Here is a 24,514-nt window from a genome sequence, read left to right as displayed (position 1 = left end):
TGCCTTTACCTTCCGGTGACGACGGACCGCCGCCGGCCGCGAGTCGGTCATTGCCGGACGAGTCGGGCACGACCGGATCAGGTCCGGCGACGGGACGCCCCTAACCAGAAGCGCTGAACGTATGCCTCCTGCTTCACAAAGAGTGACCCGAGTCACTAACCGTGGCGGATTTTGCGGGTTTCCGTGGGGTGACGGTCACGAGCAGTAGCCGGTGACCGGGTGCCGCCTAGCCGAAGGTGGGGTAGCTGAAGGTCGGGTAGCCGAAGGTCGGATAGGCGGGCGCCGGGTACCCGAAGGTCGGGTAGCCCGGGGTCGGGTATGCGGGCGTGGAGTACCCCGGCAGTTCGGTGCCGGGGCTGCTGGTGCCGCTGTCGTTGCCGCCGAGCAGCAGCCAGAGGCCCACACCGAGCCCGACGGCCAGCAGCAGACCGGCCACGGCACCGGCGACGAGGGAGGTGTGGGAGGGGCCGGTGGGCAGATCCCACACGGGCTCGCCCACGGCCCTTGCCTGCTCGCTTCTCTGACGGTCCGTCGACGGATCGACCCAGCGCTGGAGATCGGGATCCCAATGGCTCATGTCGTCGTCCTCGCCGCTGTCAGGACAGTAACTGGCTGATGCCGTCGACGACGGCGACGGCGGACGCGAGTCCGCCGGCGGCCGTGGCGCCGCTGTTCAGCAACGTGCGCAGGCGCGCGAGGCGCCCGCGCCGGGCGCGGCCGGTACGCCGCACCTCCTCCTGGAGATCGGCGAGTTCGCCGTCCACCTCGTCGATCCCGTCGCCGTGCGCACGCGGCCGGTCGGCCATCTCCCTGCGCAACAGACCGATGGCATCGAGGAGTTCGTCCGGTACGGCGAGCAGCCGGCGCGACGCGTCGACGGCGGCCGCGCGGTCGCCCTGGGCGACGGCGCCGCCCGCCATCGTATGGACGGCGATCCCGCCGTCGGCGGCCTGCGGTACGGGCCCATGGGCGGCGCCCGCCGGCTCCGAACCGATGCGCTCGGACCGGTCCTCGGCGTGCGAACCGTCGCCCTGGGAGACGGCACCGCCGGTCAGCGACCCGATCGAAATGCCGCCCTGCTCTTTCCCTGTGTCAGTCATCGTCCCCCGCTCCTGTGGAGTGCTTCGCCGAGTGCTTGGCCTCGGCGCCGGCGCCCTGGGCGACGGCGCCGCCGCTCATCGAGCCGATGTAGATGCCGCCCTTGCTGACCTGCACGATCTGCTGCTCGAACTCGTCGGTCCGGTAGCCGCGGGAACGCAGTGCCTCGCGCACGCCGCTGCTGATGCGGTCCTGGACGGTCTTCACGTACCGGCTCGCGTCGAACTTCTGGAACAGCGAGATCTCCGGCACCGCCGCGAGTTCCCGCACCGACGTCACCGGCCCGTCGGGCGCGGCACGGCGCGGGTCGGCGAGCCAGGTGCGGAAGCCGGAGACCGCGGAGTGGATGCCGGCCACGCCGGCGGCGAACCCGGCACCGGGGGCGGTCAGCAGCGCCCGTACGCCGTCGCGCAACTGGTCGTCCGTGCCGCGGGCGGCGATCACGTCGACGGCACGGAACTCGGGGCGGACCGGCAGCAGCAGGTGGGGCGCCACTTCGAGGACGAGCATGCCGCCCTGGGTGTGCACCCGGACCAGCACGGAGACCACGAGCTGCTCGTCCCAGGCGCCGACCCGTACGCGCAGGAAGTAGCGGCGCGCCTCGCCGCCCTCGTCGACGGCCTCGGCCACGTGCCGCAGGACGGTGCCCTCGTCGTACGGCACGCGGGGGCGGGCCGGGCCGACGGGCAGGTACACCAGCTCCTCGATCTCCAGGTCCTTGAGCCGGTCGCGGCTGGTGGCCGCGGCGGCGGCACGCAGCCCTTCGAGGCGGGGCCGGATGAGATCGACGACGCTACGGGCCGTGAGGGCCCCGGTGGCCTCCCCCTCCGTCCCCTCCGCCCCCTCGCGCCGCTTGAGCTCCACGGCGAAGGACCAGGGCTCGAAGGGCAGGCCCAGACCGAGGAAGGGCCGCGACGGGTCGTAGATCGTCAGGTGGGCGTACTGCTCACGGTCGATGGCGCGGGCGATGTCCTTGTAGTACTCCCCGCCGGGCACGGCACGGCCGCCGCTCTCGAAGGGCACGCGGGCGAGCTCGTCGCACATGACGGCCGCCACGCGGGTGCGGTGGGCCCACACGGGCAGCACGAGGAGCAGCGGGAAGATCACCGCCTGCCAGTTGCCGGCGCCCTGGGCGAGGACCCAGAAGGCGAAGACCCAGTAGGCGAGGGTCATCACGGGCAGCCCGACGGGCAGCAGCACCCGCAGCGCCCGCGAGGCGCCGCTGCCGCGCAGCGCCTGGCGCAGCGTCCTCTTGTCGACGACGTAGACGGCCGCCCCGCGCCCGGCGGCATGCGCGGACCAGTGCACGAAGCACAGGAAGGCGTACAGCCCCGACCACAGCGGCAGAGGAAAGGGCGCCCCTTCGGGCGTGGCGGCGGCATCGACCCCGATGAAGGCCGCCCACAGCACGAGCAGCAGCACCGCGGTCACGGTGTCCTGCGCCCGGGCCCGCAGCGCGTGGGCGAGCACGGGCACCACGTCGACGCCCAGCGAGGGCGCGACGGGTCGTTCCTGGTGTTCCACCAGCTCTTCGATGACACGGCGGCGGAACTCGATGTCGAGGTAGGTCCCCGCGCAGAGTAACCGCGTGGCCTCCGACCGCGAGTCCCGGGCGGACTGACTCATCTCTGTCCCCCGTTCCGTCCCCCCGCGAGCCCCGCAGGGATCATGAACTCCCCTGCGCACTACACGAGTTGACGAGTTTTAGGAAGCACCCAGAATAAGCCACCAAGCCCCCTCCGCACCCCGCAAGTGCGCCGGATGTGCGCTGGATCGTGACCCCGCCGCAACGCAACCGGGCGCACGACGAGGGGCCCCCGGCGGCTCGTGCCGCCGGGGGCCCCTCGGGGGTGCGGGTGATCCGTCAGATCAGGCCGAGGGCGCGGACCGCGTCGCGCTCTTCCTTGAGCTCGTCGACCGAGGCGTCGATGCGGGTGCGGGAGAAGTCGTTGATCTCCAGGCCCTGGACGATCTCGTACTTGCCGTCCTTGCAGACGACCGGGAACGAGGAGATCAGGCCCTCGGGGACGCCGTAGGAGCCGTCCGACGGGATGGCCATGGAGGTCCAGTCGCCCTCGGCGGTGCCGTTGACCCAGGTGTGGACGTGGTCGATGGCGGCGTTGGCGGCCGAGGCGGCCGAGGACGCGCCGCGGGCCTCGATGATGGCGGCGCCGCGCTTGGCGACGGTCGGGATGAAGTCGTCCGCGAGCCACTGCTCGTCGTTGACGACCTCGGCGGCGTTCTTGCCGGCGATCTCCGCGTGGAAGATGTCCGGGTACTGGGTGGCCGAGTGGTTGCCCCAGATCGTGAGCTTGCGGATGTCGGACACGGAGGCGCCGGTCTTCTTCGCCAGCTGCGACAGCGCGCGGTTGTGGTCCAGACGGGTCATCGCCGTGAAGCGCTCCGCCGGCACGTCCGGCGCCGCGGCCTGGGCGATCAGCGCGTTCGTGTTGGCCGGGTTGCCGACGACCAGGACGCGGATGTCGTCCGCGGCGTGCGCGTTGATGGCCTCGCCCTGCGGCTTGAAGATGCCGCCGTTGGCCTCCAGCAGGTCACCGCGCTCCATGCCCTTGGTGCGGGGGCGGGCACCGACCAGCAGCGCCACGTTCGCACCGTCGAACGCCACGTTCGGGTCGTCCGTGATCTCGATGCCGCGCAGCAGCGGGAACGCGCAGTCGTCGAGCTCCATGGCGGTGCCCTCGGCGGCCTTCAGGCCCTGCGGGATCTCCAGCAGGCGCAGCTTGACCGGCACGTCCGCGCCGAGGAGGTGACCGGAGGCGATGCGGAAGAGCAGCGCGTAGCCGATCTGACCGGCCGCGCCGGTGACGGTGACATTGACGGGAGTGCGGGTCATGGCGATCTCCTGCTGCGAACTGGCGGTGGGTGTCCCTGCCCAATGCGTGGTGGATCTCTCTCGGTGTCAAGAGATCCGGCGTCAGGCTATCCGACCCTGCCCGGCCCGGTGCCCCGACCCGGTGTGGGACGCCTCACCGTCACTCGCCCACCCCGTTCCTGCCCCGTCCCTACCCCGTCGGCCCCGGCTCCGCCGTGCGCGGCGTCGTACAGCCCTTCCGCCCCGACACCAGCGTCGCGCAGGCGCTCGCCTGCCGCGCGCCGGTCACCGCGATCATGCGCGTATGGCCGTCCGCGCCCCGGTCGACCCGCCCGCTCTGCTGGGCTCCCGTCGCGCTTATCCGCAGGGAGTCGCCGGGCACCGCCTGCGTGATGCGGGCCCAGGCGGTCCCGCAGGCCTTGCTGTACCGGACCTCCAGGTACGACGTGCCCACCGTGGCCGAACCGGCCGTCGTGGCGTGCAGCCCGCCGCACCCCATCGCCTCGGGGTCCTGTCCGGCGCAGGCGGAGCCCGTGCACTTCACCCCGGTGGGTGCCGGCGACTGCGCGGACTGCGAGCCGCTCGGGCCGGGCGCCGCCGCGGCAGGCGCCGGCGCCGGCGCGTCGTCCTCGCCGCCCCACAGCAGCACGGCCGCCGCGGCCACCAGCAGCGCCCCGGCCGCCCCCACCGCGAACAGCACGACGTTGCGCCGCCGCCGGGCCTTCGGGCGCGGCCCGCCGCCGGCCGGGGCGCGGAGGGGGATGGCCTTGTCGCGGACGTCCGCCGCCTCGGGCGAGCGGGGCAGGCCGGTGTTCACCCGGTCGGGCTCCCGGTCCCCGTGTTCCGGACCGGTGCCCTCGGCCCGTAGGGCGGAGCGCACCTTGCTGCGCGCGCCCCGGGGCGGCGCCGCCTCCGCCTCGCTCAGTGCGGCCCGCGCCTCCGCGACGCGCACCGCCTCCATCGTCTCGTCGTGCCGCAGCTCCGCGCGGCTCCAGGCGCGCTCGGCCAGCTCCCACAGCGTGCCGAGGTGCCGCGGGTCCGTCCCCGTGACCTCGGCCAGCGCCTCGACCGCGCCGCGCGGCGGCAGCAAGCGGCCGTTCAGGTACCGCTCCCACGACGTCTTGCTGTAGCCGGTGCGATCGGCCACGGCGCCGATGCCCAGCCCGCTCCGCTCCACGAGTCTGCGCAGATGCTCGGCGAACTCCCGCACCTGCGGGTCGAGTTCCTCCGGTAGCGCCCTCCAACGCGGCATTTCCCTCCCCTGTCCCCCGGTCCGTACGCCCTTGCTCCGTCGTTCCCCCGTGGACGCTTCCGCGGCACCGCCCCGCGCCTACCCATGGGGATGCCCCCGGGCAGCTTGTCAGTTCCCCGGAGGGCGGCGCACGGTGGCGTTCGGGGGTGATCGGACCCCGTGGGGCGCACGCCCCTGGCGGACCGGCGGACGCTCTGCCCGGCACCGCTGCCGTCCATCCCTACCCGGACGGCGGCCGCCACATGCGCCCCAGGCGCCAAGACATACAACAACGGCATATGACAAGCAGCCTGTTGCCTCAGCTGCCCCAGTTGCCTCCTACACGGTGAAGCACTCGGGGCCGCCGCCCGCGGCCGGCCGCAGGCACACCCGCGCGGCCCGCGGGTCCCGGGTCGCCGTCATGGCCGTGGCCAAGTACACCTCCGTGTCGCGCTGTGTCGCGGCCCTGACCTCCTTGGGGTCGGCGCCCGGCAGGGACACCTCGACCCGGTCGCCCAGCCGCAGGTTCATGGTCCGCACCCACACCGCGCCGCACTTCTCCGCGTACCGCAGCTCCACGCGCTGCCCGCCGGCCGCCACGCGCCGCAGCAACGTCTCCACCATGCCCTGCGCGCCGCACCCCATCTGCTGCGGGTCGGCGCCCTCGCAGTCCTGCCCCTTGCACCCGGGCTCGTACGACTGCGGGTACGGCTGCGAGGCGGCGGGCGCGTCCCCGAGCGGCCCCTGACCCCCGGACGCCTGCTCTCCGGTGGTCAGGACCAGCGGCACGACGACGGCCGCGACGACGGCGACGACCCCCGAGGCCAGAAAGGCGGCACGGGGCCGGCCCCGCCGGACCCACCGGCCCTGACGGCCCTGACGGACGTGAGCCGGGGCCGGGTCCGGGTCCGGAGCGTCCCCTACGGCCCGTACGGCCTCTACGGCACCTACGGCCCGTACGGGCCCTGCGTCCCCTACGGGCACCCGCACCCCGGAACCCTCCGCCGCCCGGCCGCTCCACACCGGCTCCGCCAGTTCCCACAGCGCCAGCAGCCGGTCCGGCGGCTCGTCCGCGAGGCGGCACAGCTCCGCGACCGCCTGCCGCGGCGGCAGCTTCTTGCCGTTGAGGTAGCGCTCCCACGACGACTTGCTGTACGGCGTGCGCCCGGCGAGCGCGGCCAGGCTCAGACCCGTACGGTCCCGCAGCCCGCGCAGCCCGGCGGCCAGCCGCGCGCACTCCGGCGGCAGCGTCCGGCCGGCGGTCACTTCCGCAACTCCTTCCACGTGTCCGGTCCGACGATCCCGTCGACGACCAGGCCGCGGTCCTTCTGGAAGCGCCGGGCCGCCTCCTTGCTCCGCTCGCCGTACGCGCCGTCGGTCAGGCCCGGGTCGAAGCCGTGGTGCTTGAGCAGGCACTGGGCCTCCAGCACCTCCCAGCCGGAGCTCTTGAGGTCCATCAGCGCGGTGCGGGTCGGGCTGTACCCGGCGCGCAGTTCGCCGTTCTCCCGCCGTACGTCGCACGGCCGGGACCGGCCCTGGACGAACACGAACAGCGACGGCGAGGCACTCGCGCCCGCCCCCGCCTCCGCGCCGTCCGCCTTCGGCCCGTCGTCCCGCCACGGTCGCGCGATCAGCAGCCCCACCGCCAGGGCCACGACGAGCACCGCGGCCGCCACGCCGGCGAGCAGGCCGGTACGACGCCGCGGCGGGGCCGGGGATGGGCCTGCCGGGGGCGGGCCGGCCGGACCCGGCAGGCCCGCCAACCCCGCCGTTCCCGCTTCCGTACGGCTCGACGACCATGCCTCCTCGGCCAGTTCGTGCAGCACCAGCAGGCGCGTGGCGTCCGTCCCGCACACCCGTGCGATCTCCTCGACCGCGTCGCGCGACGGCAGTTGCCGGCCGTTGAGATAGCGCTCCCAGGAGGAGGCGCTGTAGGAGGTCTTCGCCGCGAGCGAGGCCAGGCTCAGCCCGCTGCGATCCTTCAGCCTGCGTAACTGGACGACGAGTTGAGCGACCCGCGGATCGAGCGTCGCGGGCAGTTCCTTCCAACGCGGCATGTTCCACCCCATACGCGTCACAGAGTCCCCCGAGGCGAGAAGCCTCCTCTGCCGCACATCATGGCGAGGCACGCGGTACGGGTTCCCACCCCCGCAACCGGTTCCGGCGACTTCCGGCCAGCCCGCACGCCGTCCCACCGTCCCACGACGGCGTCTCCGGGCCCGGCGTCCACGCAGGTCGGACCGTGGGACGTCCCACGACGGCCGCATTCCGCCCGATCCTCTGGAAGCCGAGGATGTGGCGCATCAGAGTCATTACCGCAGGACGGGGCGGCGCGGTCCACCCCGCACCGCCCCGTCCCACCGGCGGTCCGCCCTCTTTCGGGGGAGAGGACGGACCGCCGGACCCGGCCCGTCCCGGGCACCTCCCCTACGGGCCCGCCCTAGCGGACCGTGAAGTGCAGCACCTCGTCGAGGAAGGGAATCTTCAGCCACGGGTGCGGCTGGGCCATCAGCGCCAGCAGCACGATGGCCAGGCCGAGGCCGCCGTACGTGAAGAGGTCGGTGAAGCGCGACCGCACCGCCAGCATGCCCACCGACGGCAGCGCCCAGCGGAGCGCGGCACCGCCGATCAGCGCCAGGCCGACCACGAGCGTGCCGACGCGGAACGCGTCGAACGCCACGATCAGCAGCCCCAGCCCGGTGGTCCCGAGCACGGCCAGCAGCGGCCACTGCCGCGCCGGCGCGGGCGCGTCCCCGGGGGCGGCCCGGCCGCCGCCCTCCGGCCGCGCGGTGTCCCGCGTCAGCTTCGGCGGCCGGCGCGAGAACTTCCCCATCGGGGACTTCCCCATGGGGGACTTCCCCATCGGGGACCTACCCGTAGGGGACTTCCGCGCCGGGGACCCGCCCGCGGAGGCTTCAGCCTGCATCGGCCACTCCCGCGGCACGTTCCGCGGCCTCCACCACGTTCGCCAGCAGCAGGGCCCGCGTCATCGGGCCGACGCCGCCCGGGTTCGGGGAGATCCAGCCCGCCACCTCGCGCACGCCCGGGTGCACATCGCCGACGATCTTGCCGTTCTCGTCCCGGCTGACGCCCACGTCCAGCACGGCCGCGCCCGGCTTCACGTCCTCCGGCTTGATCAGGTGCGGCACGCCCGCGGCGGCCACGACGATGTCGGCCCGGCGCAGGTGCGCCGCCAGGTCGCGGGTGCCCGTGTGGCACTGCGTCACCGTGGCGTTCTCCGACCGCCGCGTCAGCAGCAGCGGCATCGGGCGGCCGATCGTCACGCCCCGGCCGACCACCACGACCTCGGCGCCGTTGATCTCCACGCCGTGCCGGCGCAGCAGCGTGATGATGCCGTTGGGGGTGCACGGCAGCGGCGCGGGCTCGTTGAGCACCAGGCGGCCCAGGTTCGTCGGGTGCAGGCCGTCCGCGTCCTTGGCCGGGTCCATCAGCCCCAGGACGCGGTTCTCGTCGATGCCGCGGGGCAGCGGCAGCTGGACGATGTAGCCGGTGCAGGACGGGTCCTCGTTGAGCTCGCGGACGACCGCCTCGATCTCCTCCTGGGTGGCGGTGGCGGGCAGCTCGCGCTGGATCGAGGCGATGCCGACCTCGGCGCAGTCGCGGTGCTTGCCCGCGACGTACTTCTGGCTGCCCGGGTCCTCGCCGACCAGGATGGTGCCCAGGCCGGGCGTGACGCCCCGCTCCTTGAGGGCCGCCACCCGGGCGGAGAGTTCGGACTTGATCGCGGCCGCGGTGGCCTTGCCATCGAGAATCTGGGCGGTCATGTTTTCCATCCTCCCGGATCGGGTGGTTCCCGTTCCAATCAGCGCCGTCGTCGCGACGTCACTGCCCTACGCCATTGGGTATCAGCTGGACAAAATTCGAATGTCAAATAACGATGATCCGCGTGCCGCGGGCGGAGACGGGGGAACTACCGCTGACACGCATCATCCGCCTCCAGGTGCCCGCGTCGTCCCCGCACGACGTTTCGACGGAGGAATGACCGAGCGATGAGCTTCGGAGACCAGAACAACCCCTACGGCGCGCCCCAGGGCGGCGCCCCGGGCTACGCCCAGCAGCCCTACGGGGCGTACCCGCAGGCCGCCCCGGGCGGCTACCCCGCGGCCCCCTACGCGCCGATGACGATGCCCGGCATCACCAAGGCGGCCCGCACGCTGCTGTACGTCGTGGCGGCGATCCACGTGCTCATCGGCGGCTTCTGCATGTGGGGCCTCGCGAAGTTCACGGAGGCCACCGACAAGGTCGAGCCCGGCAAGGTCGTGACCGACGCCAACGGCAACGAGGTGAATGTCGACAAGTTCATCGACGCCGGCAAGGGCGGCCTGGCCTTCTTCGCCACCCTCGCCATCGTCTTCGCGCTGCTCGGCATCCTGCTCGCCGTCCGTTACGGCAAGGGCGGCAACGGCGTGCGCGTCGGAACGATCGTCTACGCCTCGTTCGCGATCATCAGCGGTCTGATCACCGTGGTTCTTCTCGGCCTCGGCCTCCTGACCCTGATCATGGCCATTCTGATCATCGTCTTCGCGGCGAAGCAGGCGTCGGCCCAGTGGTTCCGCCGTCCCCGCCACTGAAGTGACGCGCACATAGCAGTTCACAGTGTGGCCCGGAGGCCCCGCCCCCACCAGGGGGCGGGGCCTCCGTCGTTGCTCCGGCCGTGCATCAGTGGAAGAAGTGCCGCGTGCCCGTGAAGTACATCGTCACGCCCGCCGCCTTCGCGGCCTCCACCACCAGCTCGTCCCGCACGGAACCGCCCGGCTGCACCACGGCCTTGACGCCCGCGGCGGTCAGCACCTCGAGCCCGTCCGGGAAGGGGAAGAACGCGTCGGACGCCGCGTACGAACCGCGGGCGCGCTCCTCGCCGGCGCGCTGCACGGCCAGCCGCGCCGAGTCCACCCGGTTGACCTGGCCCATGCCGACGCCGACCGTGGCCCCGTCCTTGGCCAGCAGGATCGCGTTGGACTTCACCGCGCGGCAGGCGCGCCACGCGAAGGCCAGCTCGGCCAGTTCCCCGGCCGCCAGCGGCTCACCCGTCGCGAGCGTCCAGTGCGCCGGGTCGTCGCCCTCGGCCTGCAGCCGGTCGCGGACCTGCAGCAGCATGCCGCCCTCGACCGGCCGGGACTCCAGCTGCTGCGCGGGCGCGTCGGGGCAGCGCAGCACGCGGATGTTCTTCTTGCGCGACAGCACCTCGACCGCGCCGGCCTCGTAGTACGGCGCCACGATGACCTCGGTGAAGATCTCCGCGACCTGCTCGGCCATCTCCAGCGTCACCGGCCGGTTGACGGCGATGACGCCGCCGAAGGCCGACAGGGGGTCGCAAGCGTGCGCCTTGCGGTGCGCCTCGCCGACGTCCGCGCCGACCGCGATGCCGCAGGGGTTGGCGTGCTTGATGATCGCGACGCAGGGCTCGTCGTGGTCGTACGCCGCCCGGCGCGCGGCCTCGGTGTCGACGTAGTTGTTGTACGACATCTCCTTGCCGTGCAGCTGCTCGGCGTTGGCGAGCCCGCCGGCGGTGCCGTCGGTGTAGAGGGCGGCGGGCTGGTGCGGGTTCTCGCCGTAACGCAGCACGTTCGCGCGCTGGAACGTCGCGCCGGTGAAGGCGGGGAAGGCGCGGAAGGCTTCTTCCTCGTCGGCGGCGTAGTCGCTCGCGAACCAGTTGGCCACCGCCACGTCGTACGCCGCCGTGTGCTGGAACGCCTCGGCCGCCAGGCGCTTGCGCGCCGCCAGCTCGAAGCCGCCGTCCGCGACGGCCTTCAGCACGTCGTCGTAGCGGGCCGGGTTGACCACGACCGCGACGGAGGGGTGGTTCTTGGCGGCGGCGCGGACCATCGAGGGGCCGCCGATGTCGATCTGCTCGACGCACTCGTCGGGCGCCGCGCCCGAGGCCACGGTCTCCCGGAACGGGTAGAGGTTGACGACGACGAGCTCGAAGGGGCGCACCCCCAGCTCGTCGAGCTGGGCGCGGTGGCTGTCCAGGCGCTGGTCGGCGAGGATGCCGGCGTGGACGCGGGGGTGGAGCGTCTTGACCCGGCCGTCGAGGCACTCGGGGAAGCCGGTGAGCTCCTCGACGCGGGTGACGGGGACGCCCGCCTCGGCGATCCGGGCGGCGGTCGAGCCCGTGGAGACCAGCTCCACGCCCTCCGCGTGCAGGCCGCGGGCCAGCTCCTCCAGCCCGGTCTTGTCGTAGACGCTGACCAGCGCCCGGCGGACGGGTCGCTTCGTACCTTCGGCGGTACCTTCGGCGGTCACGGGATCCTCACCTTTCGTCCCTCTATGCGGTAACCGTTGCGGGCCAGGCGACCCACGACCTCGACGAGCAGGGCTCGCTCGGTCTCCTTGATGCGTTCGTGCAGGGCGGACTCGTCGTCCTCGTCCCGGACCTCGACCACGCCCTGGGCGATGACCGGGCCCGTGTCGACACCCTCGTCGACGAAGTGGACCGTGCACCCGGTCACCTTCACGCCGTACGCGAGCGCGTCGCGCACCGCGTGGGCGCCGGGGAAGCTGGGGAGCAGCGCGGGGTGCGTGTTGACGACGCGGCCGCCGAACCGGGACAGGAACTCCTTGCCCAGGATCTTCATGAAGCCCGCGGACACCACCAGGTCGGGCTCGTATGCGGCGGTGGCGTCGGCCAGGGCCCGGTCCCACGCGGCCCGCGTGGGGTGGTCCTGCACCCGGCAGACGAACGTGGGCAGCCCGGCGCGCTCGGCGCGCTCCAGGCCGGCGATGCCCTCGCGGTCGGCCCCGACGGCCACGACGCGGGCGCCGTAGCCCTCCGGGTCGGCGGCGACGGCGTCCAGCAGCGCCTGGAGGTTCGTGCCGGAGCCGGAGACGAGCGCGACGATGCGGGCGGGAGGGCGGGAGGGCGGCGCCACGGTGGGCCCTTTCTCGCGGGTGGTTCTCGTGGTCGGGGGCGCGGACGGCTCTGCAACGGATCGGTACGCGCATACGTCTTTGTATGGTCGTACGAAACGGCGAGCCCGCCGGATACGGGGGACTCTACGAAGCCGCCGGCCGCCAGCAACGATACCGGCACACCGGACCGCCCTCGCGGGACGGGGGCGGGGACGGGAGGTAGCGTCGGGACGGGAGCGGACGGCGACGCGGGAAACGGACCCGGCGCCGTAGGCTCGAAGCGCAGGACGTCACCGAGTTGTCACGTTCACCACATTCACCGCGTTCATCAAGTTCACCAAGTTCACCAGGGGAAGACTCACTCCACATGCCGGACCGACGCCGCCACGCGGCTCACCGCCCCCCGCTGCCGCTGCCCACCGCGCCCGCGCTGCGCGAGGAGCAGCGGGACAACCCGTTCGCGGCGCCGCCGGAGGACCGGCCCGACCAGCCGTGGCAGCCCCGGCGCCCGGCCGGGGACGGCGAGGAGGGCGGGAACGGCACCGACGGGCCCGGCGACCGGCCCGCGTGGGGCAGCCAGTGGAGCAACCGTCAGCCGGACCGGCAGGGCGACGGCTGGGGCGGCCCCGGCGGCCCGTCCGGCGGCCCCGGCGGCGGCATGCGCTGGGACCCGACCGACCCCGCCCAGCGGCGCGCCCGCTACGCCCTGCTCGCCGGCATGTGGGGCTTCTTCTTCGCGCTCTTCGGCATCCCGCAGGTGGCCCTGCTGCTCGGCGCCCTCTCCGTCTACTGGGGCGTCAGCTCCCTGCGCGCCAAGGCCAAGCCCCGCGACCCCGACACCCCGCTCCCGCCGCCCACCCCGGGCGGCCTCCGCCCCCAGACGACGGCGGCGGTCAGCGGCCTGGTCACGGGCGGCCTGGCCCTCGCGATCGTGGCGGCCACCTTCGCGTTCCACCTGGTCTACCGCGACTACTACACGTGCGTCGACGACGCCCTGACCCAGAAGTCCCAGGACGCCTGCGTGAAACACCTCCCGAAGCGCCTGCGGCCGCTGCTGGGGAACCAGGACTGAGGTGTCCGGTCGCCGGGGCACCCGAGGCACGGGGCTGCCCGGCGACCGGTGAGTCTTATCGCCCGGGGCCCCTCCCGGTGCCTGAGCGCGACTGCGGCAACTGGAACCGTTGTGCCGCCGGACCCGGCCGGGGCTCGGCAGGCCTAGGTCCTTGGGACTGCCCGTCGGGAGGTCTCACCCCCGGAGAGGTCAGTCGGGCGGCTCTGGCCATGGCACTGCGCGGTCCAGGAGCGGCTGCATTCTCAGGTTGCGACGTACCGCCACTGCGGACCAGCTGCCCGTGCGGCCCCTGGACTGTCGCCGACCTCCGCTCCTGCGCATGGCCTCCTTCTGTTTGCCGGGGTCGAGAAGTGGCCTGCATGGACGCCTCGACCAGGGCCTCGGCCGCGTGGTCCCACGAGTACGCCTTGAGCGCCTCCCGGAGCTGCTTGGCATTCTCTCGTCGCTGAGGAAGGTCGGCCTTCAGCTCACCGATGGCCTTGGCCCAGCTCATGAACCGGCGGTCCGGGTTCTTCGGCTCCGGGACGATGCACGGCTGCCCGATCTCGGGCGCGATCCTTCCCTTGTCGCCGAGAAACTGCGCGGCGCCGCTCTCCTGGTTCACAAGGACGGGCACGCCGTGACCTGCTGCTTCGGTGGCCACGAGGCCGAAGCCCTCGTGCTTGGACGGCATGATGACCGCATCGGCGTTGATGATGTCGTTCTTCAGCTCATTGTCGTCCTTGGTGAACGGCTTGATCGTGAAGTTTCCCTTGCCGGCAATCCGTTCGGCCGCTTTCAGTGATTTATCGAGCGTTTCGGGGTCGGCACCACGTACGGTGAGGTGGACGTCAACACCTCTGTCGTTCAGGAACTTCACGGCGCGCAACGCGTCGTCGACACCCTTCAGCGAATCGTCCGTCCGCCCCATGACGAGAAGGTTGAACCGTCCCGCGTGCGGGCCACGCTCCACCAGCTCCTCGATCTTCACGCCGGGAATGAGCTGGTGCGAGTCGGGTACGTGCTGCCCTGTCGACGACAATCGCTCGGCTTCCACGGTCAGCAGGGGGCCGACGCCGACGACCACATCCGCGCGGTCCATCACCTCACGCTCGATTCGGGAGTCCCGTGCAGCCTTGGCCTGAGCGTGCGCCGGGTCATGGGCGTACTTGACCTCGGCAAGCCGTTCCGGGCTGGTGTGCAGGAAGTGCGCGACCTTCGCATCCGGGTACCAGCGTTCCCGCAGCTCGGCGGCGGCTGGCCCGGAGAACCGGGAGTGGCCGACGATCAAGTCGAAGGGACGCTCCTGCGGATCGGGGAGACCGTGAGCGCGGGGATCGATCGTGGACTGGAACTGTATCCACGCGCGGCCCTCCGCGCCCTCCGGTACCGGGGGAGTCGAGACCATCCGCGCACCCTGGTGGGGCTGCGTGTCGGGGTCGGCGGTGAAGAGCGTCACGTCGTGATCTTTGGCAAGTGCCTCGGTGATGTGCTGGTTGAACACCGGAATGCCACCGCCGCCCATGCCGCTGATGTTGGAAACGACGAGAATGCGGTACCGCTTGTCTGTCATGTGGCGCCCTCCCCTCAGAATCCGGAGTGGGCGCGCAGCTCACGGCCGATTCCCCAGATGAGGAACTGGCCAAGCTCGTAGGCGCTGTAGTGGATGAGCCCCGAGTGGCGCCCCGGCGTCAGGCGCGCCGCAAATTCGTCGAGGATCTCCGCGAACACCAGAGCGCGGGTGGCCGAGATCACCACGTTCTCGGCCTCACCCCGGTCGGGGTAGTACTGCCGCTGGTACTCCTTTGGTGTCCAGGGTGTGGCTCCCTTGGCATTCAGCTCACGCCAGTCGGCGGCTTCTTCCTCGAAGGGCACCGGCACCGCCTCGTCCCCGGGACCGGACACGAGCCCCACGACCCCGTGCCGCGCCGGGTCGATCTGCTCGTACTCCTCGCGCCACGCCGGCGCCGGCTGGCCGGCCAGCATCTGCCGGATGTCAGCTGCCGCCACGGCCGTCTTCAGATGGACAGTGAAGTCCAGCGAACCCATCAGCGACTCCGGTGAGGGCATCGGTTCCGCCGCGTGCCAGGCAGCGCGGCGCAGCGTCTCGAACCGCTCCGGGAGATCGGGCAGCTCCGACACCCGGCGGGAGACGGGAGAGATCCAGGGAGAGCCCCCCGGGTACGGTGTGGGTGTGGTGACGCCCAGCGGAGCCCGCAGAGCGTCCGCGGCCTCGTGCGCCACAGCGCCGAGGTCCGCAGCACCCGGGCCGATGGTGACCTCGGGCCGTCCCGGAGCCAGCCGGTGGAACAGCTCAGGAAAGATGCCGATCATTCCGAAGTACGGTGCTGAAGGGATCACCACACAGGACCCGGGCTCCATGTAGTAGTCCCAGTAGGGCTTCCCACGCTCCACGAGGTACCCCGGGTCGGCGTCGAGCCGCTGTTTCCAGTCCCGCACCGCTTCGTCGAAGGTGAGCGGGCGGTCCACGCCGCCAGGGGCGCGCCGCGAGATCAGATGCCGCGCCGGGTCGGACGCCTCACCGGGCTGCGGCGCGCCGAGCGCGGCCTCGGCGTCGAGCAGCACCTGCTCCAGGTGCTGCCATGCCTTCCGCCACGCAGCAGGCCATTCCGACTCTTCGTCCTCGTCCCGCCAGTGGGGCCCCATCTGAGCCCACATCATCCGGGCCGCCGCGGAGTACAGACGGTCGTACGCGTCCATCAGTTCGGACTTTTCACTCATGTATCGCCTCTCATGTCGTGCCGGGCGCAGCCGTGCACCCGGTCCGTTCGCTACTGGCGATGGCGTGCCGTCACGCCGGGTACGGCTCCGCCACCGGTACGTCCTTCGCTCGGTGGCCCCCCGCCCGGCACCCGGCGAACGGCCCGTCCGGGTCCCTCAGCGTCTGCATCACGGGGGTCAGGAAGTCGCGGTGCCACATCGCCGGACCGGTCGGTCCTCCATTCGTCCCCGTGAGCTCCTGCCAGGCGAGCCACAACCCATGGAGCTGTGCCACAGCCTCGAGGTGCTCCCACCACTGCGGGCACCACGGTGCTCGCGAAGTGACCTCTCTGCCGTACACGGGAAGCAGCAGTTCACTCACCCAGTACGCCAGCCCTTCCATCGCCGCCCGCTGGTCCTCGCCCTCGAGGTAGAGGATGAAGGGCGCTCCGGCCTGTCCGGCGTCAGTGCCCGGTTCGTTCATGTACGTGTCGCCCCCTCCGCGGCCCGCCCCGTGATTGCTTTGACTTCCGCCTGTGCCGCCGCCTGGATGTGGCCGGCCCCCGGCTCCTGGTACCAGGGCCTCAACCGGATCAGTGCCGGCTTTACACCGGTTGCGAGGAGAAGCGCGGTCCCCTTGGGCAACGCCCGGATGCGATCGGCGGGCATGATGCGCTGAAGGCGGTACGAAGTCGAACGCGTCCGGGTGGAGCCGCTCTTCGAGTAGCTAACGGTGCTCACGTCGTGTTCGCCGACGAGCCGTGAGATCTTCTCGATGAAGTCGGCGTCGTCGAGACCGGCGCCGAGCAGCTTGATGGTGGCGGCGCCCCACAGGGCGTCCATACCGGCCTCTCCCCACACCCGGCTGCCCTGCCGGTAGCTCTGAAGCAGCGTCACGACGTTGATGCCGCGGGACCCGAAGTGGGAGTAGAGGTCGGGCAGGTCGGAGATGCGGCAGACGTTCGCGGCCTCGTCGAGCACAGCCGTCATGGGTGGTTCAAGACGCCCGCCCATGCGCTCGGCGGCCACGACGCCGGCACGCAGCGCCGAGTCGGCCACTGCGGCGATCACTCCTGCGGCAGAGCCGCCACCGTCCTTCGACAGCAGGTAGAGGGTGTCCCGGCTCAGTGCGTGGGTGTCCGGCTGGAACTGTGGCACCCGGGGGTCGGGGGTCACCCAGGCGGCAATCTTCGGATCGAGGAGGCAGGCCACGCACTGCCGTGCCGTCTCGTAGATGCCGTCGCGCGTTTCCACCGCGCCCCTGATCGTGCCCTGCAATTGTTCGGCGAGTGCCTCCATGCCCGCATCCCGAAGCAGGTCCACGGGGGTGCGGTCCGCCGGGTCCGCCAGCCAGGAGAGGACGTCCCGGACTTGACGCCCCCCGCGATTCGCCGCGTGGAAGAGGGCGGTGAGGGTGTTCTGCGCGGCCGAGATCCAGAAATCCCTCTTGGACGCGTCGTCGTTGACCGCTCCGATGAAGTGACCGGCCAGCCGGCGGGCACCCTCTACGGTCGCCGCATCGGCAAGCATGTCCCACCACATCTCACGTGGAGAGTGTGCAATGCCCTGAGGGTCGAAGGTCCACACCGTGCCCACCTTCGCCCGCTCGGCCTTGGTCACGGTGTAGACATCGGCCTTGTTGGAGGTGAGCAGCACCGACCCGCGCGCCCGCAGGACGCGCGGCACGGCGATGCCCGTGGACTTGCCCGCCCGGGGAGCCATCAGGTCCAGCTCGACGTCCTCGAAGGAGGATCTCAGCTCTGGGCCCTTGGGCTCGAGGTTGCCCAGGAGGTTACCTGTGTCGTCGGGGTCCAGGTGTTTGACCCCAGCTAGCACCGGCCGCAACTGCCGGGCACGCTCCGCCGCCCCCTTGGGCAGCAGTCCGGCCAGTTCCCGCGGTCCGGCCAGGCCCGTCGGCCTCTTGCCGCGGCGCCCGAAGAGCCACAGGACCGCTACGCCCGTGCCGGCAAGGAGCAGGAGTGTGAGTACCCAGAACAACCAGGTCGGCGGGGCGGGTACGTAGGCCGACCCGGGACCCCGGACCACGGTCATGACGGCTGTCGTCGCCGGGTCGTCGTACACCCACTTCGGCCACCCCCGCCCGGACAGCACCCCCGCGAGCGGAGCTGTCAGCAGCGTGCAGGCCACAGCGGCCGCGCCGACGAGCACCAGAACCGGTACCAGGAGCGAGTCGTCACCCGAGCCGACGCCGCCCGGCTTGTTGGCAGTCCCCAAGGTCAGACCACCATCCGCTCGTCCGTCTCGAAAAGACGTTTTTCGGTGTGGCTCAGCATGAGCTGCACCGCGTGGGAGCCGCCGCCGCGGCCGACCTTCCACAGCGCACGACCTCGCTGACCGGCGCCCCACGAGCCGATGAGGTCACATTCTGCGTCCGTGAGGCCGATGGCTTCGCGCGTGAGGTTGAGCGGCTTCGTGTCCTGGGCCAGCTGGATCCGGGTCTCGCACGAGGCGATGAGGTCCTTGGCGATCGCCACGGCCTCCGAACCAGCGGCGCCGACCGCCTCGAAGTCCGAGAGGCGGTGGGTGGCCAGCAACTGGATGGTGCCGGTGGCGCGGGAGAGGCGAAGGTCCGCGTCGACCTTGCGGACCATGGCCGCACCACCGCTGCGCATCTGGCGCCAGAGTTCGTCGCGTACGACGATCCAGGGGCGTCCGCCGGGGCGGTCGATGGCCGACTGCGCCCAGGAGGAGACGCAGGTGAGCACCATGGCGACGGTCTCGTCGCCGTAGTGCTGGAGGGCGGAGATGTCGACGGACTGGATCGGGGCGTCCCAGTCGAGGCCGATGCTCGTCTGCTCGTCGAACAGGCCACCAAGGTGGCCAGTGATCATTCCGCCGAGCGCGGAGCGGAGGGAAGCCATCTGCTCGCGTGCGGTCTGTACATCGTCCCCCCGCACGCGCAGTTCCCGCGCCATGGCGTCGGTCGGATCCTTGAGCCGCTGGTACACGAGCGGCAGGGTGGGCACCGACAGGACGGTCTGCCCGTGGAGTTCACCCGTGACCTCGCGCAGCGCAATGTCCAGGCACTCCTCCTCCTGCGGGCGCAGGAACCGCTTCAGCTGGAGCTCCAGCAGCGCCTGCAGCAGGGTGAGGCGGCGGCGGTGGATCTCCTTCAGGCGGGACTGCAGTTCGGTGCCACTGACCTTGTCCAGGTCGTAGCCGAGCGGACCGGCGTCCAGCGGGTTGAGCCGGCCGGGCAGGCCGGGGCCCAGCCGGACCGGCTCGACGCCCAGGTGCTGGCACAGGGCCTGGTACTCGCCCTTGACATCGCCGGCGATCAGCGTGCGGTGGCCCAGTGCCATCAGCCGGAAGCAGAGGGCCTTGATGTGGGCGGACTTCCCCGAGCCGGGAATGCCGGTGACCATCACGTTCGGGTTGGTGGCCAGCCCCTCCTTCACCCAGGCTGCCGGATGCGCGGAGAATGCCTGCATCGTCAGCGTGTTCCACCCGATGTAGACGCCGATCGGCGGCAGGCTCGCCGCGTGCAGGAAGGGGTAGATGCCGCTGGCACGGTCGGTGTCGGCCCGGAACACCTCGGCTTTGGCCATCGAGGCCGCGCGGCCCGCGAACGGGTGGGTCCACCCCTTCTTCGGGGCGACCCGCATCGCGGTCTCCGGGTCCTCCAGCAAGCGCGAGCGCCGCATCTCCCGCGCGCTGAGTTGCTGCGGAGGCGCAGGGGACTCGGCGGTGGCATTGATCAGCTCGGTCAGTGGCGCGGCCTTGAGGCGGGTGTCGTCGTCCGCACGACGGGTGAACAGGCCCATCAGATACCGATCCTTCGGTCCGGCAGCCCCTGGCCCAAAGGCAGGGCCGCGACAGCGAACGCCGAATCCTGAGCTCCCCATACGCGCCGCAGCTCCAGCCCGGCGTCCGAGGCATCGGCCTGAAGCTCCGCGCAGGCCGTCTCCAACTGGTCCAGGTCTGTGACGGTGACGGCAAGCATCGCCGTCAGCCGCACGACGCCGTGGCCCGAGGCTCGCGCCATGTCCTGGGCTCGCGCCGTCATGGCTTCCAGGCGCTCGTCCTCCGACTCCGCCCGGCCTGTCTTGGCACGGAATCTGCGCGCGGTGTCCCGCTTGGTCTTCTCCCTTGCCAATTCCTGGCGGGCCTTGGCCGGGCCGACCGGCTCGTAGACCAGGCTCATCGAACGGCGGGCGTTGGCACGAGGCCGCAGCAGCGGCTGCAGGAACGTCGCGTACACCTCGCTCTTGGGGAAGCCACGGACCTGGTAGCTCACCGTCCATGCCCCGTCGTGCCGGTACAGACCCCAGCCGCTCTCTGCGGCCGCCGGCCCGGCCAGCGCCGGGTCCACCCCGCGCGGCGTGCCCGTCCACTCCGGGTTCTCCGCCGACGTGTTCCGCGACGACAGCATCAGCTGCGCCTCCGGGTCGTAGGCGGTACGGATGGCCTGGGCCACCCCTCGGGGAGTGAGCCACTCCAGGACCTGCAGGCCCGCGCTGGACAGCGAGCTGTGCATGGCCTGCACCTCGCGCACCAGAACGGCAGCCGCACCGATCTGCCCACCGCCGGCACCCTTGATGGCCAGGCGGGCCCGCGAGGAGGACAAGGTCACTGCCAGGTATGTCTCGCGCACGGTCGCGGTCGGTCCGGCACCAGCCATGAGCTCCTCGAGCGCCTGTACTGCCTGGGCCGGGGCTTCGGGAGACAGGTGGCGCTCGGTCCACCCCCGCAGCGCCGCGCCGTCATCGGGCAACGAGCGCTGGTGGACACTGACGCGCGTGATCGCGCCGCCCTCCTTGCACAGCGACCGCAGGTAGGCCGCCCACGCCTTCACGCGCGCGTTCTGCTTGTCGGTGTCCACCAGCGCCAGGCCGGGGAAGGACACCCGGCAGATCGCGGTGTACGTGCCGTCGACCGGGTTGTGCATGACGCCCAAGGTCCCGCCCAGCCCGTCGGGGGCCTCCAGCAGATGCAGACGTGCCAGCACCCCGGGCAGGTCCATGGGCTGCTGCCCGTCCTTGGTGCGCGGGGCGAACACCCCGGAGAAGAAGATGTTCCGTTTGGTGGCCACGGCGATCTGGTGCCTTACTGCGAGAGCGATCCATTCGTCCGCGCTGAGGCCCAGCACCCGCCCGTAGGCAAGGAGGAGCAGCAGCGCGGCGAGGGGAAGACAGACGAATGCGGCGCCCCAGCTGTGCATGTAGACGGGGGTCAGGGCAATGATCGAGGCAGCGGCCACCAGGCAGAAGCCGAGCCCGGAGAGGTTGCCGATGAAGCCCGAGCGCTCCGACTGCCAACCACTGTAGAGATTCGGTGCGGACACCGGTCAGCTCCCTTCCGAGTTCGGCGCGGGCGGTAGCTGCGCCAGTTTCGTGGGCACCGGATCCCCCAGTGGGGGCTCAGTGGCCCCGGTGGCTATGGCCGATGGGCGCTGGGTCTCCTGCGTCGGTGACTGCGCGGGGACCGGTGGGGGCTCGGACTCCCTCGCCTGTGACGGAGCGGCGTCGGTTGTCGGGGCAGCTGTCTGTGCGTCGAGCCGACGGGGGACGATTACCTGGCTTGCGCCCTGGGCGCCTTGATCCAGGCCTGCATGCGCGGCGGTGTTGGCCCCGGCGGTCTCGAGCATGTTCTTACCGGCGGCCGCGACCTGGAACCCCATGCCCACGCTGCCCTTGAGCTGCGACCCGAAGCTGCCGGAGCCGCGCATCTTGGACGCCAACGCATCCGCGCTCTTGGACCAGAAGCTGCCGGACGCACCGCCGTTGCCGACGGTTGCCGCATTGTCGTCCTCCACGGCCTGCGTGTAGCCGCTGCCGTCGCCCACGGTGCCGGGCCCGGCAAGGGAAGGCTGGTTACCGCCGAACGCCGAGGAGACGCTTCCCCCGATCACCCCCATCAGTCCCGCGGCAGCCGCGTTACCAGAGCCGTTGCTGGTAAACGTCATGAATTTCGCCAGCACGGGCCAGGCGAACGCCGCCAGAATGAAGATGAGCAGGCCGGCGAGAACGTTGTAGATACCGTCGCCCTTGGCCATCGCGCTGAAGCCGATGCTGAAGCAGATTACGATCACCGGCTTCATCAGTACGAGCGCGATCAACGCGTTGCGGGTCTTCGGCCACCACTCACGTGTGGCATCCGCCATCTGACCGGCCAGTACCAGCGGCATAACGGTCACCAGGACCATGATTCCGGCTTGGCGCATCAGCATCTCGATCCACAAGGCGCCGATGGCGACGATGCACAGCACGCCGATGACGATGGTCACGCCCACTGCCTGCGCCAGAACGCCCGTGCCACCGACCAATGCGGCGCCGGTGGCCGTAGCCCCGCCCGCGCCCACCAGGCCGGCAAAGAGCTTCCCCAACTGGACCTGCATGGCCTTGGTGGCGTCGCCGTCGCCACTTCCGCCACCGTCGAACGTGTAATTGACCAACGCCGTGCTGAGCGTGTCCGACCAGTTCAACGCTGTCTGGGTCGCGGTGATGTAGACGGATATCACCAAAGCCCACTTCGCCAGCCCCGTGACCGCAGTCACCAACGGGCCGCCCTGCTGGGAGACTGCCAACTTTCCGAACTGGATCAGCAGCAAGAATGCGGCAACCAGCGCCGAAAGGGCCCACATGATGCCCGCAATCGGCCCGATCCCGGTCTTCTTCAAGTCGATCGTGGAGAAGCTGTTGAACGCCTTCGCAAACTCCTTGAGCAGCCATACCACTGATTCGCCGATTGCTGCAGCGGCAGCCTTCAAGGCATCCGAGGCAAGCTTGGATATCTTGCCGGCGATCCAATTGCCCACTTCTGCCGGAAGCGACCCTTGGTCCGTGGCCTTCCTCTGGCACTCCTGAAAAGGCTCACCCTTCTTCACGCATTCGGTGAGGCGTTTTTTCACCTCCTCGTAGCCGGGCTGCTTCGAATCAGCCTTCTCCTCCCAGCGCTTCAGCTCATTTTCGTTGATTTTCTGCTGATCTTCGGGTTTTTTCGAGTCCTCGTATTCACAAATTCCCGTTCCTGCCGGAAAGTCCTGGCAGTCGTCCGGACGGCGACAAGGCCCCTTCTCGCCACTGTTGACCTGTTGGGAATAGTTGCAATACTCGCCGGTCTTTTTATTGATACCGATTATGTCGCCATAAGCCTGTGCTTCCGCGAATTCTTTCGGGTACGGCGCCGGGGGCTTGGCGCCAGCCATGGCCGGCGGTGCCGCAATCACCAGAAAGGCCATGAGGGCGCAGGCAAGGGTGCTCGCCCAGGCCAGCGCTCTACTCAACGACAACCCTCCGCCACTGGTCCTGCCATGCATAGGGGCTATTGATGTCATACGTGACTGGGCCGCGCACCAAGTTCTTGTACTGAGGTTCCTCTGTCAGCTTCCAGTCGCCGTCCTGCCACTTGTAAATGGCGTAGGTCGTCTCATCCCTCAAGGGCTCATTGTCGGCTGGCTTGTCGGGCGTCGTTGCGTATCGGTCAAATGACATCCAGACTTCAACGACGTCCTCCTCGTCATCCAGGGCACGTATTCGTGCCGCCTTGACCTGTGTAATGATCGACAATCCCCCGGGGGTGTCGCCCGACGGCGGCAAGCCTGCCCTTTCGCGCATTTTCCGAACTTCTGAAACTCGGCGGTCGACGGTGTCTTGCGAGTCGCGCGAGACAATCACGCTCAGCTGTTTTCTGGCGAAAGAATCGCTGAGAATGTCCAACTCTTGCTGATGTCGTACTGCGGCTGACAGAGCCCCCCCGGCGCCACGCGTGAAGCCGACACTGACGCCGTCCTTCATCGACTGCCCCTTCCTCACCAGCCACGGCCTCGCCGTGCCAGGCGTGAAGGTCTTCCCTGGTGATGGAGAGTTCGTCGGTGCACTCTTCGTGGGGTTCGCGACTGTTGGCACCGCCTTCCTACCCCCCGTGAGGTAGGTGAGCGCAAAGACCACGCCACCTACTACGAGCGCCGCAACTGTCGCACCGATGACCAGGAGTCGAAGACGTGCCCTGCGTGCCTTGCGGTCGAAGTCCATCGGGGTCACCCGGCCTTGGCCATGTTGTAGAAGGCGAGGACCAGGCCGGCGGTGACGCCGATGCCGAGGCCGGAGATGAGGGACCAGACGATGGCCTGCTTGCCGCGGGCAGCGAGGCCGCCGCGCTCGGTGTTGTGTCCGATGGCCACGGCGCCCCAGCCGCACAGGCCGCCGAGGACGGCCAGGAAGAGGCCGATGCCGGCGGCCCAGCCGAGGATCTGGCCCGTGGGTGTCTTGAGGGCGCTGGGGAGTTCCGGCTTGAAGTCGGGCAGGGGGCCGTCGGCGAGGACGGTCATTGCAGTGTGCATCATCTGGCTCATCTGGCCACCCTTCAGGTGGTAGGTGATGGATTCAGAGAACGTGCGCGGCAGCGGGCACGGCGGCCGGCGGCAGCGGCTCGCCCCACGTCGCATGCGCTGCCGCGAGCACCGCCCGGACGAGTTCGGAGGCGGCTGCGAGCGTGCGTGGCTTGAGGCGACCGGGCTGCGCCATGCCGGTGCTGCGGATCTGGGGGTCGTAGGGCACGCCGATCACCGCACCGACCCGTGCCTGAAGCATCGTTTCTGCGGCACGCACTTGCGCAGGCCATCGGCCATCGCCCGTGGCGACGAGGGCCACGACGGTGCGTTGCAAGGGGAGTCCCTCCGCAATTGCTGCCTGTACGGCTGACTGCAACGCGAGAACACCGGCCCCCGACGCCGCAGCGCACAGCA

General features: G+C 70.8%; 23 protein-coding genes. 2 read left to right on the top strand and 21 right to left on the bottom strand.

The features are described 5' to 3' along the window. Window positions 1–226 precede the first annotated feature (226 nt). The 9 genes from IE305_RS15770 to IE305_RS15730 form a co-directional block, all read right to left on the bottom strand. Window positions 227–577, bottom strand: coding sequence for a hypothetical protein (locus IE305_RS15770; RefSeq protein WP_190130190.1), 351 nt, complete (start codon window positions 575–577; stop codon window positions 227–229). Window positions 578–596: 19 nt separating this feature from the next. Continuing rightward, a complete protein-coding gene (locus IE305_RS15765) occupies window positions 597–1,100 on the bottom strand; it encodes a hypothetical protein (RefSeq protein ID WP_190130189.1) in 504 nt (167 codons plus the stop codon). Beyond that, on the bottom strand, window positions 1,093–2,724 hold the full coding sequence (locus IE305_RS15760) for an AbeC-like domain-containing protein (RefSeq protein WP_190130188.1): 1,632 nt from the start codon (window positions 2,722–2,724) through the stop codon (window positions 1,093–1,095). The genes IE305_RS15765 and IE305_RS15760 overlap by 8 nt, the downstream gene beginning before the upstream one ends. Before the next feature lie 238 nt (window positions 2,725–2,962). Next, entirely contained in the window at window positions 2,963–3,952 is a 990-nt protein-coding gene (locus tag IE305_RS15755; RefSeq protein WP_190130187.1) for a malate dehydrogenase, read from the bottom strand. A 169-nt stretch (window positions 3,953–4,121) separates the two neighbouring features. Continuing rightward, window positions 4,122–5,183: a helix-turn-helix domain-containing protein gene (locus IE305_RS15750; protein WP_190130186.1), complete on the bottom strand. Its 1,062-nt coding sequence runs from the start codon at window positions 5,181–5,183 to the stop codon at window positions 4,122–4,124. Between the two features lie 318 nt (window positions 5,184–5,501). Next, a complete protein-coding gene (locus IE305_RS15745; protein ID WP_190130185.1) occupies window positions 5,502–6,428 on the bottom strand; it encodes a helix-turn-helix domain-containing protein in 927 nt (308 codons plus the stop codon). Next, window positions 6,425–7,219 carry a helix-turn-helix domain-containing protein gene (locus IE305_RS15740; RefSeq protein WP_190130184.1) on the bottom strand — a complete coding sequence of 265 codons (795 nt, stop codon included), beginning with the start codon at window positions 7,217–7,219 and terminating at the stop codon, window positions 6,425–6,427. The genes IE305_RS15745 and IE305_RS15740 overlap by 4 nt, the downstream gene beginning before the upstream one ends. 383 nt (window positions 7,220–7,602) lie before the next feature. Next, on the bottom strand, window positions 7,603–8,025 hold the full coding sequence (locus tag IE305_RS15735; protein ID WP_229891015.1) for a DUF3017 domain-containing protein: 423 nt from the start codon (window positions 8,023–8,025) through the stop codon (window positions 7,603–7,605). 52 nt (window positions 8,026–8,077) lie between these two features. Then, window positions 8,078–8,947: a bifunctional methylenetetrahydrofolate dehydrogenase/methenyltetrahydrofolate cyclohydrolase gene (locus IE305_RS15730; protein ID WP_190130182.1), complete on the bottom strand. Its 870-nt coding sequence runs from the start codon at window positions 8,945–8,947 to the stop codon at window positions 8,078–8,080. 225 nt (window positions 8,948–9,172) lie between these two features. Here IE305_RS15730 and IE305_RS15725 point away from each other — a divergent pair, with 225 nt between their 5' ends. Beyond that, entirely contained in the window at window positions 9,173–9,754 is a 582-nt protein-coding gene (locus IE305_RS15725) for a hypothetical protein (RefSeq protein ID WP_190130181.1), read from the top strand. An 88-nt stretch (window positions 9,755–9,842) separates the two neighbouring features. Here the strand turns inward: IE305_RS15725 and purH are convergent, their stop codons facing one another. Both purH and purN read right to left on the bottom strand, forming a co-directional pair. Further along, complete coding sequence (purH, locus tag IE305_RS15720) at window positions 9,843–11,429, bottom strand: bifunctional phosphoribosylaminoimidazolecarboxamide formyltransferase/IMP cyclohydrolase (RefSeq protein ID WP_190130180.1); 1,587 nt, start codon at window positions 11,427–11,429, stop codon at window positions 9,843–9,845. After that, the gene (gene purN / locus IE305_RS15715; protein ID WP_190130179.1) at window positions 11,426–12,055 is read right to left on the bottom strand and encodes a phosphoribosylglycinamide formyltransferase; all 630 of its coding nucleotides are present in this window, start codon (window positions 12,053–12,055) and stop codon (window positions 11,426–11,428) included. The genes purH and purN overlap by 4 nt, the downstream gene beginning before the upstream one ends. A gap of 347 nt (window positions 12,056–12,402) precedes the next feature. Between purN and IE305_RS15710 the strand changes: the two genes are divergently transcribed. Beyond that, window positions 12,403–13,107: a hypothetical protein gene (locus IE305_RS15710; RefSeq protein WP_190130178.1), complete on the top strand. Its 705-nt coding sequence runs from the start codon at window positions 12,403–12,405 to the stop codon at window positions 13,105–13,107. 55 nt (window positions 13,108–13,162) lie between these two features. Here IE305_RS15710 and IE305_RS15705 read toward each other — a convergent pair whose 3' ends face one another. The 10 genes from IE305_RS15705 to IE305_RS33030 all read right to left on the bottom strand — a co-directional run bounded on the left by IE305_RS15705 (window position 13,163) and on the right by IE305_RS33030 (window position 24,434). Continuing rightward, window positions 13,163–14,659 carry a glycosyltransferase family 4 protein gene (locus IE305_RS15705; RefSeq protein ID WP_190130177.1) on the bottom strand — a complete coding sequence of 499 codons (1,497 nt, stop codon included), beginning with the start codon at window positions 14,657–14,659 and terminating at the stop codon, window positions 13,163–13,165. A gap of 14 nt (window positions 14,660–14,673) precedes the next feature. Then, window positions 14,674–15,828, bottom strand: coding sequence for a hypothetical protein (locus tag IE305_RS15700; RefSeq protein ID WP_190130176.1), 1,155 nt, complete (start codon window positions 15,826–15,828; stop codon window positions 14,674–14,676). A 70-nt stretch (window positions 15,829–15,898) separates the two neighbouring features. Continuing rightward, window positions 15,899–16,291, bottom strand: coding sequence for a DUF4913 domain-containing protein (locus tag IE305_RS15695; RefSeq protein ID WP_190130175.1), 393 nt, complete (start codon window positions 16,289–16,291; stop codon window positions 15,899–15,901). After that, the gene (locus tag IE305_RS15690; RefSeq protein WP_444546163.1) at window positions 16,288–17,976 is read right to left on the bottom strand and encodes a type IV secretory system conjugative DNA transfer family protein; all 1,689 of its coding nucleotides are present in this window, start codon (window positions 17,974–17,976) and stop codon (window positions 16,288–16,290) included. The genes IE305_RS15695 and IE305_RS15690 overlap by 4 nt, the downstream gene beginning before the upstream one ends. A 68-nt stretch (window positions 17,977–18,044) precedes the next feature. Continuing rightward, window positions 18,045–19,592, bottom strand: coding sequence for a putative type IV secretion/conjugal transfer ATPase (locus IE305_RS15685; protein ID WP_190130174.1), 1,548 nt, complete (start codon window positions 19,590–19,592; stop codon window positions 18,045–18,047). Next, window positions 19,592–21,112 (bottom strand): SCO6880 family protein, encoded by a 1,521-nt coding sequence (locus IE305_RS15680; RefSeq protein WP_190130173.1) that lies wholly within the window; start codon window positions 21,110–21,112, stop codon window positions 19,592–19,594. Before IE305_RS15680 ends, IE305_RS15685 begins: the two co-directional genes overlap by 1 nt. 3 nt (window positions 21,113–21,115) lie before the next feature. Then, the gene (locus IE305_RS15675; protein WP_190130172.1) at window positions 21,116–23,008 is read right to left on the bottom strand and encodes a hypothetical protein; all 1,893 of its coding nucleotides are present in this window, start codon (window positions 23,006–23,008) and stop codon (window positions 21,116–21,118) included. 37 nt (window positions 23,009–23,045) lie between these two features. After that, window positions 23,046–23,801 carry a hypothetical protein gene (locus IE305_RS33035; protein WP_229891011.1) on the bottom strand — a complete coding sequence of 252 codons (756 nt, stop codon included), beginning with the start codon at window positions 23,799–23,801 and terminating at the stop codon, window positions 23,046–23,048. A 5-nt stretch (window positions 23,802–23,806) separates the two neighbouring features. Beyond that, complete coding sequence (locus tag IE305_RS15665) at window positions 23,807–24,121, bottom strand: hypothetical protein (RefSeq protein ID WP_190130171.1); 315 nt, start codon at window positions 24,119–24,121, stop codon at window positions 23,807–23,809. Between the two features lie 31 nt (window positions 24,122–24,152). Then, window positions 24,153–24,434: a hypothetical protein gene (locus tag IE305_RS33030; RefSeq protein WP_229891009.1), complete on the bottom strand. Its 282-nt coding sequence runs from the start codon at window positions 24,432–24,434 to the stop codon at window positions 24,153–24,155. Window positions 24,435–24,514 lie beyond the last annotated feature (80 nt).

The organism is Streptomyces mashuensis (assembly GCF_014654785.1).
GTDB classification, from domain to species: Bacteria; Actinomycetota; Actinomycetes; order Streptomycetales; family Streptomycetaceae; genus Streptomyces; species Streptomyces mashuensis.
Note: the sequence above shows the minus strand (reverse complement) of the source record. Positions and strands in the feature narration are given on the sequence as shown.

What these genes read in the sequence shown, in the direction of transcription:
- IE305_RS15770 (WP_190130190.1), bottom strand. Translation starts at nt 577, where the DNA reads ATGAGCCATTGGGATCCCGATCTCCAGCGCTGGGTCGATCCGTCGACG.
- IE305_RS15765 (WP_190130189.1), bottom strand. Translation starts at nt 1,100, where the DNA reads ATGACTGACACAGGGAAAGAGCAGGGCGGCATTTCGATCGGGTCGCTG.
- IE305_RS15760 (WP_190130188.1), bottom strand. Translation starts at nt 2,724, where the DNA reads ATGAGTCAGTCCGCCCGGGACTCGCGGTCGGAGGCCACGCGGTTACTC.
- IE305_RS15755 (WP_190130187.1), bottom strand. Translation starts at nt 3,952, where the DNA reads ATGACCCGCACTCCCGTCAATGTCACCGTCACCGGCGCGGCCGGTCAG.
- IE305_RS15750 (WP_190130186.1), bottom strand. Translation starts at nt 5,183, where the DNA reads ATGCCGCGTTGGAGGGCGCTACCGGAGGAACTCGACCCGCAGGTGCGG.
- IE305_RS15740 (WP_190130184.1), bottom strand. Translation starts at nt 7,219, where the DNA reads ATGCCGCGTTGGAAGGAACTGCCCGCGACGCTCGATCCGCGGGTCGCT.
- IE305_RS15735 (WP_229891015.1), bottom strand. Translation starts at nt 8,025, where the DNA reads ATGGGGAAGTCCCCCATGGGGAAGTCCCCGATGGGGAAGTTCTCGCGC.
- IE305_RS15730 (WP_190130182.1), bottom strand. Translation starts at nt 8,947, where the DNA reads ATGACCGCCCAGATTCTCGATGGCAAGGCCACCGCGGCCGCGATCAAG.
- IE305_RS15725 (WP_190130181.1), top strand. Translation starts at nt 9,173, where the DNA reads ATGAGCTTCGGAGACCAGAACAACCCCTACGGCGCGCCCCAGGGCGGC.
- IE305_RS15710 (WP_190130178.1), top strand. Translation starts at nt 12,403, where the DNA reads ATGCCGGACCGACGCCGCCACGCGGCTCACCGCCCCCCGCTGCCGCTG.
- IE305_RS15705 (WP_190130177.1), bottom strand. Translation starts at nt 14,659, where the DNA reads ATGACAGACAAGCGGTACCGCATTCTCGTCGTTTCCAACATCAGCGGC.
- IE305_RS15700 (WP_190130176.1), bottom strand. Translation starts at nt 15,828, where the DNA reads ATGAGTGAAAAGTCCGAACTGATGGACGCGTACGACCGTCTGTACTCC.
- IE305_RS15695 (WP_190130175.1), bottom strand. Translation starts at nt 16,291, where the DNA reads ATGAACGAACCGGGCACTGACGCCGGACAGGCCGGAGCGCCCTTCATC.
- IE305_RS15685 (WP_190130174.1), bottom strand. Translation starts at nt 19,592, where the DNA reads ATGGGCCTGTTCACCCGTCGTGCGGACGACGACACCCGCCTCAAGGCC.
- IE305_RS15675 (WP_190130172.1), bottom strand. Translation starts at nt 23,008, where the DNA reads ATGGCCTTTCTGGTGATTGCGGCACCGCCGGCCATGGCTGGCGCCAAG.
- IE305_RS33035 (WP_229891011.1), bottom strand. Translation starts at nt 23,801, where the DNA reads ATGGACTTCGACCGCAAGGCACGCAGGGCACGTCTTCGACTCCTGGTC.
- IE305_RS15665 (WP_190130171.1), bottom strand. Translation starts at nt 24,121, where the DNA reads ATGAGCCAGATGATGCACACTGCAATGACCGTCCTCGCCGACGGCCCC.